Raw genomic sequence first — 15,478 nt, forward strand, 5'->3', positions numbered from 1 at the left:
GGGCCGGTCATCTGCATCTCGACAGGACGTATACGTCCACTGTCTACTGCGCCCGCCTGCTCACGCCTCGAAACTGGCCCGCCCGCCGGACACCTCCTGTCGAGATGCAGAAGCCAGTCGGCGTACTCCGCTCTCCGGGCTCGTGAGCACTGGCACCTGGACATCCAGGCCGACGGCGGCTGACGCCATAGAGGCCTGGGCGAGCACGATGACATCGCTCACGGCTGCCCGATCCTTGATGGCCGCCGCGATGAGGGCATTGTGACGATCGCGATCACCCGCAACGGCGGCCTCGAAGGCATCCGGTACGACGGTCTCCTCGATCTGCACGGTGCGCCCGAGCAATTCGGCCCGCTCGCGCAGGAGCGCGGCAGTCGGCGCCATCGTGGTCTGGAGTGTGGCGATGACGCTGACCCGCTCGCCCGCCTGTACGGCTTCGTCCGCCATCGCCTCGTCGACGCGGTACACCGGGACGCCGAGACGATCCGCGAGCGGTCCGGCGTACTGCGAGATGGACGAGCACGTGAACAGCACGGCCTCCGCGCCGGCCGCGACCGCGGCGCCGCCGAGATCGGCCAGCCGCTGCTCGATCTGCTCGGGCGCGACGCCGCGGCCGAGGTCGCCGACGATCTTGTCGTCGAGCAGGTTCTGCACCTCGACGTCCGGGAGAAGTTCGGCGGCGAGACCGGCGAACGTGGGGATGACGACGGCTCCGGTGTGCAGGAAGGCGATACGCGTCATGCGACGCTCCTCTCGACGGTGCGGATGAGTGGCAGCCAGACGGTCATCTCGCCGTGCCCGCGGTTGGCCCACAGGCCGTACGGGACGAACTGCAGGGTGGCGGGACGGGCCGGCGTCTGGTCGAGCTCGGCGTACAGGTCTTGAGTACGGCACGGGAGGATCGCGGCGTCGACGTGCAGCAGGGCGTGACCGGCGAACATGCCGCTGCCCGGCGTGACCGTGATGCTCGCGTCCTGCGGGATGGCGACGTCCTCCATACCGACGCCGTCGGGCAGGTCGGCGGACTCCAGGCAGTAGACGATCGGACCACGGACGACGCACACCTGGTTCGTGACCTCCTCCACGAAATGGTGCGCTGTCAGCAGGCGGGGGCGGAGCGGGATCTTCAGGGTGACTGTGTCGCGATGCCATTCGCGGTCGAGGACGACGTACCCGCGGTCCCTCGGCCCCTCGATCTCGATGGTGTCGGCCCATCCCGGTATGCGGATGCGAAGCCGGCCGTGCACGGGACGCTCTGCCTCGACGGTCAACTGGATGTCACCCGACACCGGGTAGTCCGTCCGCTGCCGCACAGTCACGGGTACGCCGTTGAAGGTCGTGCGGACTTCGCTGGTGACGAACTGGTGGATCCAGAGTTCGTCATCGCCTTCTGCGTAGACGTAGTACGGCAGCTCGGCGCTGACCCGGGCGATGTTCGGCGGGCAACAGAAGCAGGCCTGCATGTACTCCTGGCGCTCGCGCTGGTCCGACGGCGGTGGCGTCACGTCTTTCGGATCGCCCGGCCGGCGGAGCGGGTACGTGAGGTCGCGGACCTGGCGGAGCGGGTTGACGTAGAAGTATGTCTGGCCGTCGTACCCGACCATCGCGGGGAGAGCGTTGAACAGGACCCGCTCGATCTCGTCGGCGTACTTCGCGTCGCCGGTACGCAGCAGCATCCGCCAGGCCCAGAACACCAGGCCGAGCGAGGCACAGGACTCGTTGTACGCCGTTGTCTGAGGCAACTGATATGGGCGGCCGTACGACTGGTGCACCTTCGTCACCGAGTAGTAGTCCTGGCCGGCGTCGGGCGATGCTCCGTCGTACAGTGCGCCACAGCCGCCGGTGACGTAGAGCTTGCTCGAGGTGAGGTCGTCCCAGATGTCGTCCAGCGCCGCGATGATTGCCTCGTCACCTGTTTCCACGGCGTAGTCGGCCATTCCGGCGTACAGGTAGTTGGCGCGAACCGAGTGGCCGACCGCTCGACGCTGGTCGCGTACGGCGAGGACGTCCTGGTTGTCGTCCGTACCCGCGCCGCCCTTGCCGCCGTGCAGGTCGAGCAGGGTCCTTGCGAGCTCGAGGTACCGCGCCTCACCGGTGACCCGATACAGCTCGATGACGCCCATGTAGTGCGACGGGCAGACGTTGCACTCAGCAACCTTCTCGGGACTCTGCACGGCGAGGAAGTCGGCGATCCTGGTCGCTACGCCGAGCAGCGTGTCGTCGCCGGTGGCGCGGTAGTGAATGCAGGCCAGCGTCATCAGGTGACCGAAGTTGTACGTCTCGAAGTCGGTGCCGATAGCAAGCGGTTCGACGCCGGCGATCTGGATCTTGGTGTGCAGGTATCCGTCCGCGCGCTGGGCTCGCGCGATGAGTTTGGCGGCGTCGGCAACGATCGCCTCCAGCCCAGGATCCTTCGTGACGACAGCCGCTTCGAGCCACTTGTAGAGGTCGCCGTCCATGAACGGCGGTCCCTGATGCTCTCCTGGTGCGTCGCCGGCCGCCACGCGGAAGTTCTCGTCCGCGTGCGACGTGGCGGGGTCGAGCATGATCGCGCCCATCGAGGGGATAGTCACTGCGAGGGCACGGTTGTGCAGAGCTGCCAAGGGGCCGTCGCCGGCGAGTGACACGGCGGACGGTGAGGTCATTCGTGCGTGAGCGCTGGCACCGGTGTCGGTGAGCATGCAGCCTCCTTCAGGGGGCGACCGAGGCGGATGTCGTCGAAGAGAGAGACATGTCCCATCTGCCCGCCCTTGAGGACGAGCTCGACGTTCTGCAGATGCGGCGCCGGACCGCTGGCCTGACAAAGCGCGACATTCCCCCACGGCTGGGCCACAACCCGGAGCCGCTCGATCCCGAGTCGCCGCAACACGTTCCCGGACGTATCCCCACCGGACAGCACGAGGCGGGTGTTCTGCTGCCGCAGGACGGTGTCGGCGATGGTGGCGAGTTCGTCTTCTACCTCCGCACTGGGAACGGTTCGCCGGGTGATCGAGGAGTCCACCAAGACCCCTGCGCCTTTCGCCAGCGCGGTCTCGACGCGTTCCGGCGTGCCAGTCGCGAACAGATCCAGCACTACCCATCCGATCTCGGCCGCCGCGTCGATCTGTCGACGAGTGAGGCTCGACCGACTCCCGTTCAGAACAAGCGTCGGACCGTCGGGCTCTTCAACTTCTGACGTAAGAGGCGGCAATCGCCTGGGGACATCCGCACAGCGACCGAGCGCACCACTGATCCCACCCGACCCGATGACGAACCGTTGCCGCACCGGGCTCGCGAGAATCGCCTGCGCCAGACAGTCCAACTGCGCATCGCTGACCGCATCACAGACCACACCCGGCTGGCGCGCCTCGTCGAGCAGCCGCCCCAGATCGTCGTACGACGGCCAATGCAACGCACCCAACTCGAACGCGGTCTGCTCGCTCAGATGCAGCCGCAAGTCGGACTCGTGCACCGGCGTCACCGGATGCGAACTCATCGTCGGCTGACGATCGAGCCGGTAGACGACGCCGTCATCGCGCGCGAAGTGATGCCCGAAGAACGTGTACCGGCCGGCATCGGGCTGCGCAAAGACGATCGGCACCGGCGCACCAGGGAAGAGCTCGACCCCCAACTCCAGCACCCGCCCGATGCTGCCCGTATGCGGCGCCGAGTCGGCCGTCGAACAGGCCTTGTACTGAACGATCCGCGCCCCCAGCTCGCGAAGCCTTTGCAGCGAAGGCACGACCTCGTCCGCCATCTGCTCCGTCGGTAACGACCGCGCAGTGCCTGCGATCCCGACCACATCCGCGCTCTCGTCGTCGACGTTCGGCCCGGTGATCAGAACGCCGGACAGCCCGGCGCGCCGGAACTGCAGCAGCGCATCGACCGAGCCAGTGAAATCGTCGCCGTAGAAGCCGGCCACTGTCACGTCGGCCTCCCGAACGTGTCCAGGGCCGCAGCCAGCGCAGGCACCTTGATCGCACGCTCGTCAAGCGCCTCACCCGACGTCGCCGCATCCCACGCCTCGCGCATCGCCAGTACGCCGGCCGCCGAGCCCTGCGGATGGCCGTGAATCCCGCCACCGGACAGCACCAGCAGGTCGGTGCTCCGCGTCCGCTCGTACGTCAGATGCGCCAGCCCGGGCGTCTGCGCCGAAGAGAGGACAGGCAGCGTTTCGTACCCGCCCAGCAGCGGAGCACGCACCGCCGAGATCGACGCGAGTACCTCGTCGTCGGTCTCGTAGAACTTGTTCGCGAACCCGTTGGTGTGCAGGTGATCCGCGCCGGCCAGCCGGGCCAGCTTCTGCCAGACGTTGTAGTCGATCCCGAGCTGGGGCGAGCGCGCGTACGCGCCGTACATCGCCCGGTGCCCGTGGATCGGCAGCTGGGTACGGCGGCTCAGGTACTCCAGTCCCGCGAGCCCGACCATGTTCACGCAGACCATCACGCAGGTCCCGCCGGCTGCGAGCACCGCGTCGTGGTTCGCCTCCAGGCGATCGATGTCGTCGGTGATGTTGAACGCGTACATCGGCATCCGGCCGTTGCGATCGGCAACCTCCTTCAAGGCGTCCGTCACGACCCGGATCCGCTCCGGCAACGGCAGGCCCGGCGCATTGCCCTGCAGCTCGTCGTCCTTGATGAAGTCGATGCCGGCGTCGCCGAGCTCGGTCACGAGCTGGGCGAGCTGCTCACCGCTGAGACCGATGCTGGGCTTGACGATCGTGCCGATCATCGGGCCGTCGGGACGGTCGAGCAGATGACGCGTCCCGTCGATCCCGAACCGCGGCCCGGCGTACCGATCGGCGAATGCGCCCGGCAGCTCCAGGTCGACCAGGCGAAGGGCCCCGACCTCGCGCAACTCGAACAGATTGCCCGCGACGGCCGCGAGGAGATTCGGGATCGACGGGCCGAAGTTCGCCAGCGGGAACTCGATCGTGACGCGGCCCCGGCTGACGTGCGCGGGATCGCCGGCCATGCCCGGAAGCGGCGGGCGTCCGCTGGGTGGCAGCTCCTCGATCCCGGTGACACGCGCCGCGTGCCGCGCGCGGAGGTCGTCGCTCTCCCGGGCGACCCGGACGAAGGTGCCGCAGGACTGCTCACCGGCGATCACCTCAGCGGCACGGTCCAGCGGGACCGCGCTCTCGAGCTCGTAGACGGCGGTGACGTGTTGAGGCAAGAGGACCCCCGGGGGCGGGTTCGAGGAGCGCTCAGATTGACACGTTTCACAAAATTGGTCAACCAGTTGACCGGTTCCGGACCGGCCACCTACATTCGGGCCATGACTGAGACGATCGTGGTCATCGGAGCGGGCGGCCGGATGGGCCTGCGGGTCGCGGCGAATCTCGACACCAGCCCCTGCCGCGCTCTGTACTGCGAGACGTCCGCACCCGCGGTCGAGCGGCTGAGCGCCTCCGGCCGTACGGTCGTCCCCGCCGCCGAGGCGGTCCCGCAGGCGGATGTCGTCGTACTTGCGACACCGGACACCGTGCTCGGTCAGGTCTCGCACGAGCTCGTTCCGTTGATGCGGGACGGCTCGATTCTCCTCACCCTCGACCCGGCCGCGGCGTACGCCGGTCTGCTCGCGACCCGGGCCGGCGTCGTTCAGGCCGTTGCGCATCCGTGCCATCCGTCCGTGTTCCTCGAGCGGACGAGTGCGGAGGAGTGGGCCGACACGTTCGGCGGGATCAGTGCGCCGCAGGATGTCGTCGCGGCCGCCGACTCGTGTCGTGACCGGGTCGAGGCCGTGATCCGGGTCATCTACGGCCCGGTCCTCGACGTTCATTGGGTCACCGTGAAACAGCTCGCCGTGCTCGAGCCGACTCTCGTCGAGACAGTCGCCTGCATGGTCGGGACGCTGTTGCGGGATGCGTTGCACGAGACGGTGCATACGGTCGGCGTACCCGAACCGGCGGCGCGGGCGATCCTCCACGGGCATGTGCAGATCGCGCTGACGAACGCGTTGCGCGGGTCGCATTCCTTCTCGGAGGCGTGTGAGATCGCGATAGATTACGGCCGCGAGACGATCATCAAGGACGACTGGAAGCGCATCTTCGACGACGCTGAGCTCGATCGGGTGATCACGAGAATGCTGAGGATCTGAGGGGGCGCGGTGACCGACACGCCGTTCATCCGGACGCGTTTCCGGCCGGTCGAGCGGCTGTCGACGGCGAGCCTGGTCGCCCGCCAGCTGATCCATCAACTCGGCGCGGACGACTTCCCGGTCGGCGCCCGGCTCCCCTCCGAACGCGACCTCGCCCAGATGCTCGGTGTCGGCCGATCGACGCTGCGCGAGGCGATCAGCGCGCTCGAGCTGCTCGGGCTGGTCGAAGTACGGCCTGGTTCGGGTTCCTATCTCCGCGCGGACAGCAGTCAACTACTCACGAAGGCCCTCGAGCTGAGCCTTGCCCTGGGCGAGCCCGAGGTCGCGGATCTCGTCGAGGTCCGCGAACATCTCGAGCTGTTGGCTGCCCGCCTGGCCGCCACGCGCGCCACCTCGACCGACGTCGACCGTCTCCGGATCCACGTCGACGAGATGCGTGCCGCAGGCAACAACGTGGAGGCGTTCGCGGTCGCCGATCTGGCGTTCCACCTGGAGATCGCCACCATCGCGCAGAACGACGTACTGCTGAGCCTCCTGAAGAGCCTGCAGTCCCTGCTCACCGAGTGGTTCGAGCGAACCCTCCGCGTCCCGGGCACGATGGAGGCCACGCTCACCGAACACGAGACCGTCTTCACCGCCATCGGGCAAGGCGATCCTTCCGCAGCCGTCGCCGCGATGGCTGCGCTGATGACCGCCGCCGACCACCGGGTACGACGCTCTCGGTAGCTCACCGGCCCGCGAGATGTTGCGCAGGCTCCCAGGTGAATCCGTCCGGGTCGACGAATTCCCCGGTGTCCGCACTCAACGCGATCCGGTGCGAGCCGCTGCCGTCGACCGGTACGCCGGCGTCCTTGGCCAGCGCCTTCCGCCCGTACAGCCCCAGCTTCACCGGCCCGGTGGCGTCGAACTCGACGTACTTGCGCCCGAAGCTCCTCGCCACGGTCAACCCGTGGTCAACGTAGAACTTCTTGCTCACGGCCACATCCGAGCAACCGAGGAGCAGTACGACGGAGCCGATCGCCCGCGTGGCCGGCCCCGTGTTCTTCTTCTCCGAGGTCGCCACCTTCCACATCGTCCCGTCGGGCGCCTGCAGCGTGCCGCCGTACCCCCAGAGCGACTTGGCCACCGGCTTCACCACCGTCGCACCTGCGCCGACCGCCGTCTCGAACAGACTGTCCACCGTGCTCGGCTGCCCGACGGTCAAGGACAACGTGAAGCCGCGGAAACCGGTCGTCCCCGCGGCCGACTCACGCACCTGGACCCGCTCGTCCAGCCCGAAGGCATCAGTCAGAAATCGCTCGGCCGCCACAACGTCGGCCACTTCCAGAACCACACCCTGAAGATTTGTCATGCCTCCAAGCTAGGGACCTGCGAGCCGCCTCGCTTCTCGATTCCTGACCAGTTCGTCAGCTGTCGAGTTGGAGGTAGTCGAGGTTGAAACCGCCGGTCTCGCAGTAGACGGTGATGACCTGGTCGCCTGCGGGAAGGGTGAGTTGGGTGCTGGTCGATTGGTAGTTGGCCCAGCCGCCCGTATCCGGGACGGTGGCTTTGGTGAGTACTTCGTCCGCAGCGTTGCGGACCGAGATGGCGTCCGGCGCCGGAGCGCCCGTGCCGTTGGCGACCCGCAGTTCGAGGTTGTAGGTGCCGGCCTGCGCGATGTCCACGCGGTACTGCAACCAGTTCCCGGCCGCGGTCCAGCCCACATTCTTCCCGCCGCTCGCCGCTGGGTTGCTCTCGATGAAGTTGGCGCCCCCATCGGTCCAGCCGTGCTGCGCGACGTACGACTCCGCCTCCACCCTCTCGCCGACCGGCGCCCCGTGCGGCTTGACGGTCACATGCACCGTGGCCTCGTCATGCGACGCGCCATCGGTGACCCGCACCTTGATGTCCTGATCCCCTGCGACCGTCGGATGGATGCTCAGCACTCCGCTCGTCGCGTCGAGAGCGACGCCGGCTGGAAGATCCGTCGCGTAGTACGTCAGCCGATCCCCGTCGCGGTCCTTCGCAGACAACTGGACCTGAGTCGTGGCGTACTGGTCGGCGACCACATCCGGGACGTCCTGCAGCACCGGCGCGTGGTCGCGGCGCGGCACGTCACCATGCCAGCGGTACGTCGCGTACGCGTTCGCCGGCACCGTCACGGTGAACGACTTCCCCGCCATCGTCACCCGGATCTTGCTCGCAGCTACATTGGCGTTCCCAATGATCGCGACGAAGTTGTCCTGGGCATCCTTGTACACCACGTTGCTGATGCCGCCGGCTGTCGCACTCGACTCGACCCGTGTGTGCTCCGGCCCGAGGTACTTCGCGAACTGCCCCATCGCGTACAGCTCGTCCCGCACCGTGAAGGTCTTCGCGTTCGTGTCGACGGTGACGAGTCGGTTCGGCCACTTCGTCGTCCGGCCGACCTCTTCCCAGTCGACGTTGTTGTCCCGCGCCGGCGTCCAGTGCAGCGTGCCGCCGTCCTGGTCGGTCGTCTGCGCCCACATGATGTACGACGACGCGTCGAGCCGGAAGTAGTTCAGAATCGTTGCCGGGGACAAGTCACTCGTCTCCGTCATGTGCACCGGCTTCCCGAACTCCTCGAACGCATCCCGCATCACCGTCGGGTCGCCCCAGTAGGGATGGAACGCGATCGCATCCGCGGCCTTCTCCGCCTTCGGGTCGTCGAAGATCCGGTAGTAGTTCTTCGTCTCGGTGCTGTTCGGATCGCGCCAGTCCCAGAAGTTGAAGTCGTGCACGTACAGATCGGTCTTCAGTCCCGCTCTGTGCACTTCCCGCTTGATTGCCACCGACAACTTCTGCTGCTGCTCGACGCTGATGTCCATCGCCGGGTACACCACGTCGATCCCCGGCTCGTTCAGCAGCGTCAGCGCGTCGACCTTGATCCCGTGCTGCGCGTACGCCTGCAGGTACTTCACGTAGTACTTCGCGAACACGTCGATGCAGTCGTCGCGCAGCTTGCCGACCTGGTAGTACGACGTCGTACTCCCGGGCTTCAACGCCACCTCGCCGGTGAACCGGTTGTTGGTCTTCATCCAGGCCGGCGCACTCCAGGCCGAGGCGAAGAACGTCGCCCGCGGGTTGTACTTCTGGATCAGCTTCACCGTGTCGACGATGTGCAGATCGACGTCCCGCTTGATCGAGAAGTACTTCAGGTTGCGATCCTCGCTCACGCCGGCCGGCAAGTCGTCGTACGACCAGAACGGCAGGTGCTCGATCAGGTCAGGGCTCCCGATGGTGAGCCGGAACCGGTCGAAGCCGGCGCCGCTCTTCGGATCGACCAGCAGCTTGACGGCCCGCTCGCGTTCGGCCGGGGTCAGCTTCCACAGGTTGGAGACGCTGGTCTCGTCCAGCGAGAACCCGACACCGGAGTACTTCTGTCGCAGCGTGCTCGGATCCACGACCACCGTCGCATCCACGGCCGCACCGTCATCGTTCCCGACGTACGTCGCGGGCAACGGTTGCCACGTCTGCGCCGACCCGCCGGAGTACGTCCCGCTCACCAGCGACCCGTGCCGGGCACCCGCATCATGGTGAGCCACCGCCGGCGTCCCTCCCGCGGCCAACCCGCCAGCCACCACTCCGACCACGACCGCCAACCCAAGAGTCCGCCTCACAAACCCTCCAAGCTCAGTGGAAAGCCCTTACAAGCAGGCCGACTCTAGGTTGCGAAGTTCCCCACCAACACCCCCTGCCGGTTCCGGAACTGGTTCCGCAACTCAGCTCCCGTAGCGGCCGGCGCCGTCTTCGAGGAGATCGAAGGTCTGATCGATGACGGCGACCTGCTCGCGGCGCACCTGATCACCCGGCCGACCGGCGATCAGCTTGTCGACGGCAACGCGCGGCACGATCGTGACCGCGGTCGCGAGGAGGTTGGCGACGACGGCGGCCTGGACCCCCGGCTCCACCTCGGACTCCAGCAGCTCGGTCAGCGCCTCGGCCAGTTCACGAGTGTGCTCGAGAGTGCGGCGCACCAGGGCCGGACTCGCCTCGACGATCCGGTAGAAGTACTCCGTCCCGTCCCGCGCTCCGGACAGCGGATGCTGTGTCGCCAGGAGCTCGTGCAGGTAACGCCGTACCGCCGCGACGACGGACTCACCGGCCGTGCGATCGCGGATGGCCCGGCTCAGATCGTCGATCAGGTCCGCGTGCCGATCGAGGAACAGGTCTTCCTTGCGCGGGAAGTAGTTGAAGACCGTCATCCGCGCGACGTTCGCCGCCTCCGCGACCTCGGCGATCGTCACGTTGTCGAACCCGCGCTCGATGAACAACCCCGACGCCACGTCCGCGATCCGCCGCCGGCTCTCCCGCTTCTTCCGCTCCCGCAGGCCGAGCCGCTGATCCATGACATTTAGCATACTGGACATAAATTTAGACTGAGTACACTATTTAATGACGACGATCTGGGAGCTGAGATGGACTACGACGTAGTGGTGGCCGGAGCCGGGCCGGTAGGACTGATGCTCGCCTGCGAGCTTCGACTGGCCGGGGTGAGCGTTCTGGTGGTCGAGCGCCTGACCGAGCCGGACCTGACGATCAAGGCTGGTTCGATCAACCTGCCGACCGCGGAAGCCCTGTACCGCCGGGGCCTGATGCCCGCGCTGCAGGAGCACCAGCAACGACTGCTCGAGCAGTTCGCCCGGCCCGCGGGCGCGCCGGCTCCGGCACTGCCGAAGCGCCCACCGATCGCCGGGCACTTCGGCGGCATCCTGGTCGGGGCCGACAAGGTCGACTTCGCCGACCCGGAGTTCCGCGACGCCGGGCCGGCCTCCAGCATCTTCCTGGTCAACCAGCAGACCATCGAGCAGGTCCTCGCCGAGCGAGCAGCCGAACTGGGCGTCGAGGTACGCCGCGGCGTCCAACTGACCGATTACGTCGCCGACGAGGACGGCGTCCGCGTCACTCTGGACGACGGCGAGGTATCGGCCGGCTGGCTCGTGGGCTGTGACGGCGGGCGGAGCGTCGTTCGCAAACTCTCCGGGTTCGACTTCGTCGGCACCGACCCCGAGATCACCGGCCACCAGGCGATGGTGGAGCTGGAAGGCGCCGAGCAGCTCACCCTCGGCTGGAACAGCACCGGCACCGGCATCTACGCGTACGGCCCGTTCCCCGGGCGCATCCTCACCGTCGAGTTCGACGGACCGCCCATCGACCGCGACGCACCGATCACCGCAGCCGAGCTACAGACCAGCCTCCGCAACGTGACCGGCGCGGACGTCACGATCACCAAGGTCATCACCGCGACCCGCTTCACCGACAACGCCCGCCAAGCAACGACGTACCGCAAGGGTCGCGTCCTCCTCGCCGGCGACGCCGCCCACGTCCACTCGCCGTTCGGCGGCCAGGGCCTCAACCTCGGGATCGGCGACGCGATGAACCTCGGCTGGAAGCTGGCCGCCACCATCAACGGCTGGGCGCCGGACGGCTTGCTCGACACCTACACCACCGAGCGCCACCCCATCGGCGAATGGGTCCTCGACTGGACCCGGGCCCAGATCACCATCATGCGCACCGACCGCCACGCCCGGTCCCTCCGCAAGGTCGTGGACGCCCTCCTCCGCACCCCGGACGGCTCCACCTACCTGAGCACGAAGCTCTCCGGCGTCTGGCAACGCTACGACCTCGGCAGCGACAACGACCTCGTCGGCACCTCGGCCACCGACCTGGAGTTCGCCGACGGCACCCGCCTGGGGGATCACCTCCGCCACGGCAAAGCCGTCCTCTTCAACCTCACCGACTCCACCCAGCTACGCGACCTCGCGACGCCGTGGTCCGACCGCCTGCACATCGTCAGCACCAAGCCGGCAACCCCCGGCGCGCCTGCGGCTGTCCTGCTCCGCCCGGACGGTCACATCGCCTGGTCCACCGACAACGAGGACCTCAACGGCCTGACGCCGGCCCTCGAAACCTGGCTCGGCCAACCGGCCTGACCCGAAACGCCCTCAGCGGTCGGGCAGGTTGAGGCGTTTCAGGCGTTCGTAGGCGCCCAGGATGTGCTTGTCGATTCCGTCCTGGGCGGCCTGCGGATCGCCCAGGGCCAACGCGTCCCTCAACTCCTTGTGCTCGCTGTAGCCGACGTCGAGGAAGTCCGGGAAGCTCGCGTTGCGAGCCCTCAGGAAGACCGTCACCTGACCGCGGATGGACTCCCAGACCCGCTGCACCCGGGCGTGGTCGCAATAGGCGTAGATGATGTCGTGGAACTGGAGGTCCAGCCGGACGGCGTCCTCCGGGTCGATCTTGGTGTCGACGCTCTTCATCTGCTCCAGGACCGCATCCATCTCGGCGAATCCCGAGCCCTGCATCCGGCTGCACGCGCGGCTGGCAGCCAATCTCTCGATGGCGCCGCGAAGCGTGTGCACTTCCTCGACGTCGGTCTTCGTCAGGGTGCTGATGAACGCCCCGCGATGCCGCCGGATCTCGACGTGGCCCTCTTCCTCGAGCCGGGCCAGCGCCTGCCGGATCGGCCCACGGCTGACCTTGAGCGCATCCGCCAGCTCGGTCTCCTTCAGATGCTGGCCCGGCTGGAACTTGCCCCCGGTGATCATCTCCCGGAGCACGTCAGTCACAAGATCTCCGAGCCCGCGCTGCGACGGCAGCGGGGACACGACGTCGTCGGGGATCATGCCGACCACCTCCTCAGGGCAGTTACCGCCGGTATCCGAGCAGGACGACTCTAACCGCTGTCAGGTCTCTCTGTAGATTGTAAACAGTAAGTCATTGACAGTAAATCAATTGCAAGCAGACTCGGAACCTCCACTCAGGCAGAGCGGCACAGCGCCGACGCCGAAGTCGGCCGACCCGTGAGGCAGCCCGATCACCAGGGCAGAGAGAGGTCACGACGATGACCACCGACACAGCGGTTCACACCGGACGTACGGCCCTTGGCCCGTTCCCGCCGGCCGCTCCCCGGATTCCCGACGCGCCACACGTCACCGTGGCGACGATCGATGTCGACGCCGCGGAGAGCCAGGGCCCGCTCGCGCGCATCTGGGAGAGCTTCGGCTACGACGAGTTCAACTGGACGTACATGCCCACGGGCAAGCGGCTGCTGCAGACCTTCACCGACTTCTCCGGCGGCGGCTACTTCGTCCGGCCGCACTACATGTACTGCTCGGGCAGCGGCTTCGGCATCCCGCACTGGAGCTCCGGCAACGTCTACCACGAAGACGCGGACGGCAATCCGTACTACGACTTCACGCTGCTGGACCAGGCGTACGACGCGATCGTCGGCGCCGGACATCACCTCCTGGTCGAGCTCGGCTTCACCCCGCGGGATCTGCTGCCACCCGAGGCCGCCGAGCTGACCGTCGTACCCAGCCCGACGGCGTACACCAACTACGAGGCGGGCGCCTGGGGATATCCGCCCAGCGACTACGGCAAGTGGGCGGGTCTCATCGGCGCCACGGTCCGGCACTGCATCGATCGGTACGGCGAGGCAGAGGTGAAGACCTGGCTCTGGGAGCTGTGGAACGAGCCGGACATCAGCTATTGGCGCGGCACCCTCGATCAGTACAACGAGCTCTACACCGCAACGGTGCAAGCGATCCGCGAGGTGTTGCCCAAGGCAAAGGTCGGCGGACCGGCGGTCACCAGCGGCGGCTTGAACTTCCTCCGCGGCTTCCTCGACTACACGTCGCGGCGCGACGAGCCGCTGGACTTCATCTCGTACCACACCAAGGGCTGCCACTTCCCGACCCGGGACTACAAGCCCTTCGCCGAAGAGGCCGCCGAGCAACTCAGCCCGTCGTCGACGAAGATGCTGTACGACCTGCGCGAGTTCAACCGCCTCATCGGTTCGTACGAGGCGTACGCCGAGCTGCCGGTGATCGTCGACGAGTGCGATGCCGCTGTACCGGCGCACTTCGGCCGGTACGACAACCGCAACTACAGCTTCCAGAACACCGAGTACTACCCCGTCTTCCAGGCGAAGCTGATGAAGAAGATCCTGGATCTGAACGCCACCGAGCCCGCCCAGGTCGCCTACGCAACGTCCTGGAGTTTCTATTTCGAGGCCGAACGCTACTTCGAAGGCACACGGTCCTTCCTGACCGCAGGTGGTGTCGAGAAGCCGTTCCTCAACGCTTACCGGATGCTGTCGCTGCTCGGCCCGGAGCGGCTCCGCGCGACCTCGGACGCGGCCTGGCAGGTCGGCGAGCTCGAGGAGACCGACGGCAGCAGCATGCCCGAGGAGGTCGACGCCCTCGCCTCACGTGCGGAGGACGGAAGCGTCGCTGTACTGATCTGGCGGCACATCGATGACCAGTATCAGACCAGCGAGGACCTGACGCCGGTGACCGTGACAGTGCGCAACCTGCCGGCCGGGTCGTACCGGTTGCGGCATCTGCGCATCGACGCCGACCACAGCAACTCCTTCACTGTCTGGCAGAAGCTCGGCTCGCCCCAGGACCCGACCGCCGAGCAGCTGGCCACGATCACCGGGCGGCAGGGCCTCGAGGAGTTCGATGCCGAGCGCAACCTCACGGTGGACGGAGACGTATCCCTCGACGTCACGCTTCCGTTGCCCTCGGCATCGTTGCTGATCCTTGAACCGGGCAGCTGATGGACGAGATCACGCTGAACAACGGCGTACGGATTCCCCAGCGCGGCTTCGGTGTCTTCCAGGTCCCGCTGGAAGACACCCAGGCCGCGGTCGAGAAGGCGATCGAGATCGGCTATCGGCACATCGACACCGCGGCGGCGTACAACAACGAGGCCGGCGTCGGTGCGGCGGTGCGGGCGGGCGGTCTGCCCCGCGAGGAATTGTTCGTCACCACCAAGCTGCGCAACGGCGAGCACGGGTACGAGTCGGCGCTGACGGCGTACGACGAGACTCTGCAGCGTCTCGGGCTGGAGTACGCCGACCTGTATCTCGTGCACTGGCCCAATCCCACTGCCGATCGGTACGTCGACAGCTGGCGTGCCCTGGAGCGGATCTACACCGACGGGCGGGTGCGGGCGATCGGTGTGTCCAACTTCCTTCCCGAACACCTCGACCGGCTGGCCAAGGAGGGCGAGATCGTCCCGGCGGTCAACCAGATCGAGCTGCACCCGAGCTATCAACAGCACGACCTGACCGAGCTGTGCCGTGAGCACTCGATCGCGATCACGGCGTACTCACCGCTCGGCCAGGGCGGCGACCTCGATCATCCTGTGCTGGCATCGATCGCGGGCGATCACCAGGTGTCGCCGGCGCAGGTCGTACTGCGTTGGCATCTGCAGCGCGGGCATGTCGTCATCCCCAAGTCGGTCAACCCCGAGCGGATCCGCGCCAACTTCGACCTCGACGGCTTCGCCCTGACCGACGACCAGCTCGCGTCGATCACCGCGCTGGACAGCGGCAACCGGCTCGGCAGCGATCCCCGCACAATGGCCATCAGCCAGATCAGGTAGCCGGACC

General features: G+C 67.2%; 13 protein-coding genes. 5 read left to right on the forward strand and 8 right to left on the reverse strand.

Going from position 1 to position 15,478, the window contains the following annotated elements; all coding sequences use genetic code 11:
• Positions 1-60: 60 nt before the first annotated feature.
• Genes ACIA58_RS31185 through ACIA58_RS31200 form a run of 4 tightly spaced genes read right to left on the reverse strand, consistent with a single transcriptional unit; the run spans position 61 to position 5,154 of the window.
• Positions 61-741 (reverse strand): aspartate/glutamate racemase family protein, encoded by a 681-nt coding sequence (locus tag ACIA58_RS31185; protein WP_396407383.1) that lies wholly within the window; start codon positions 739-741, stop codon positions 61-63.
• Positions 738-2,681 (reverse strand): glycoside hydrolase family 127 protein, encoded by a 1,944-nt coding sequence (locus ACIA58_RS31190; RefSeq protein WP_396407384.1) that lies wholly within the window; start codon positions 2,679-2,681, stop codon positions 738-740. Before ACIA58_RS31190 ends, ACIA58_RS31185 begins: the two co-directional genes overlap by 4 nt.
• Positions 2,642-3,907, reverse strand: coding sequence for a four-carbon acid sugar kinase family protein (locus tag ACIA58_RS31195; RefSeq protein WP_396407385.1), 1,266 nt, complete (start codon positions 3,905-3,907; stop codon positions 2,642-2,644). Before ACIA58_RS31195 ends, ACIA58_RS31190 begins: the two co-directional genes overlap by 40 nt.
• Entirely contained in the window at positions 3,904-5,154 is a 1,251-nt protein-coding gene (locus ACIA58_RS31200) for a RuBisCO large subunit C-terminal-like domain-containing protein (RefSeq protein ID WP_396407386.1), read from the reverse strand. Before ACIA58_RS31200 ends, ACIA58_RS31195 begins: the two co-directional genes overlap by 4 nt.
• Before the next feature lie 102 nt (positions 5,155-5,256).
• Here ACIA58_RS31200 and ACIA58_RS31205 point away from each other — a divergent pair, with 102 nt between their 5' ends.
• Positions 5,257-6,078 carry a phosphogluconate dehydrogenase C-terminal domain-containing protein gene (locus ACIA58_RS31205; RefSeq protein WP_396407387.1) on the forward strand — a complete coding sequence of 274 codons (822 nt, stop codon included), beginning with the start codon at positions 5,257-5,259 and terminating at the stop codon, positions 6,076-6,078.
• Between the two features lie 9 nt (positions 6,079-6,087).
• Entirely contained in the window at positions 6,088-6,804 is a 717-nt protein-coding gene (locus tag ACIA58_RS31210; protein ID WP_396407388.1) for a FadR/GntR family transcriptional regulator, read from the forward strand.
• A 1-nt stretch (position 6,805) separates the two neighbouring features.
• Here the strand turns inward: ACIA58_RS31210 and ACIA58_RS31215 are convergent, their stop codons facing one another.
• From ACIA58_RS31215 to ACIA58_RS31225, 3 genes are all read right to left on the reverse strand, one after another.
• Positions 6,806-7,429: a glyoxalase gene (locus ACIA58_RS31215; RefSeq protein ID WP_396407389.1), complete on the reverse strand. Its 624-nt coding sequence runs from the start codon at positions 7,427-7,429 to the stop codon at positions 6,806-6,808.
• Positions 7,430-7,484: 55 nt separating this feature from the next.
• The gene (locus ACIA58_RS31220; RefSeq protein WP_396407390.1) at positions 7,485-9,623 is read right to left on the reverse strand and encodes a carbohydrate-binding protein; all 2,139 of its coding nucleotides are present in this window, start codon (positions 9,621-9,623) and stop codon (positions 7,485-7,487) included.
• Between the two features lie 177 nt (positions 9,624-9,800).
• The gene (locus ACIA58_RS31225) at positions 9,801-10,427 is read right to left on the reverse strand and encodes a TetR/AcrR family transcriptional regulator (RefSeq protein WP_396407391.1); all 627 of its coding nucleotides are present in this window, start codon (positions 10,425-10,427) and stop codon (positions 9,801-9,803) included.
• A gap of 69 nt (positions 10,428-10,496) precedes the next feature.
• Here ACIA58_RS31225 and ACIA58_RS31230 point away from each other — a divergent pair, with 69 nt between their 5' ends.
• Positions 10,497-12,011 carry an FAD-dependent monooxygenase gene (locus tag ACIA58_RS31230; protein ID WP_396407392.1) on the forward strand — a complete coding sequence of 505 codons (1,515 nt, stop codon included), beginning with the start codon at positions 10,497-10,499 and terminating at the stop codon, positions 12,009-12,011.
• Between the two features lie 12 nt (positions 12,012-12,023).
• On the opposite strand, the gene ACIA58_RS31235 is transcribed toward ACIA58_RS31230, so the two are convergent.
• Complete coding sequence (locus ACIA58_RS31235) at positions 12,024-12,704, reverse strand: GntR family transcriptional regulator (protein ID WP_396407393.1); 681 nt, start codon at positions 12,702-12,704, stop codon at positions 12,024-12,026.
• A 218-nt stretch (positions 12,705-12,922) separates the two neighbouring features.
• On the opposite strand from ACIA58_RS31235, the gene ACIA58_RS31240 reads away from it, so the two are divergent.
• Together ACIA58_RS31240 and ACIA58_RS31245 are read left to right on the forward strand one after the other, a co-directional pair.
• Positions 12,923-14,641 (forward strand): glycoside hydrolase, encoded by a 1,719-nt coding sequence (locus ACIA58_RS31240; protein ID WP_396407394.1) that lies wholly within the window; start codon positions 12,923-12,925, stop codon positions 14,639-14,641.
• Positions 14,641-15,471 (forward strand): aldo/keto reductase, encoded by an 831-nt coding sequence (locus ACIA58_RS31245; protein ID WP_396407395.1) that lies wholly within the window; start codon positions 14,641-14,643, stop codon positions 15,469-15,471. The genes ACIA58_RS31240 and ACIA58_RS31245 overlap by 1 nt, the downstream gene beginning before the upstream one ends.
• Positions 15,472-15,478: the final 7 nt, after the last annotated feature.

Source organism: Kribbella sp. NPDC051586 (assembly GCF_044453965.1).
Taxonomy (GTDB): domain Bacteria; phylum Actinomycetota; class Actinomycetes; order Propionibacteriales; family Kribbellaceae; genus Kribbella.

Coding starts and splice junctions, on each gene's coding strand:
- ACIA58_RS31185 (WP_396407383.1), bottom strand. CDS start 741: ATGACGCGTATCGCCTTCCTGCACACCGGAGCCGTCGTCATCCCCACG.
- ACIA58_RS31190 (WP_396407384.1), bottom strand. CDS start 2,681: ATGCTCACCGACACCGGTGCCAGCGCTCACGCACGAATGACCTCACCG.
- ACIA58_RS31205 (WP_396407387.1), top strand. CDS start 5,257: ATGACTGAGACGATCGTGGTCATCGGAGCGGGCGGCCGGATGGGCCTG.
- ACIA58_RS31215 (WP_396407389.1), bottom strand. CDS start 7,429: ATGACAAATCTTCAGGGTGTGGTTCTGGAAGTGGCCGACGTTGTGGCG.
- ACIA58_RS31225 (WP_396407391.1), bottom strand. CDS start 10,427: ATGGATCAGCGGCTCGGCCTGCGGGAGCGGAAGAAGCGGGAGAGCCGG.
- ACIA58_RS31230 (WP_396407392.1), top strand. CDS start 10,497: ATGGACTACGACGTAGTGGTGGCCGGAGCCGGGCCGGTAGGACTGATG.
- ACIA58_RS31235 (WP_396407393.1), bottom strand. CDS start 12,704: ATGATCCCCGACGACGTCGTGTCCCCGCTGCCGTCGCAGCGCGGGCTC.
- ACIA58_RS31240 (WP_396407394.1), top strand. CDS start 12,923: ATGACCACCGACACAGCGGTTCACACCGGACGTACGGCCCTTGGCCCG.
- ACIA58_RS31245 (WP_396407395.1), top strand. CDS start 14,641: ATGGACGAGATCACGCTGAACAACGGCGTACGGATTCCCCAGCGCGGC.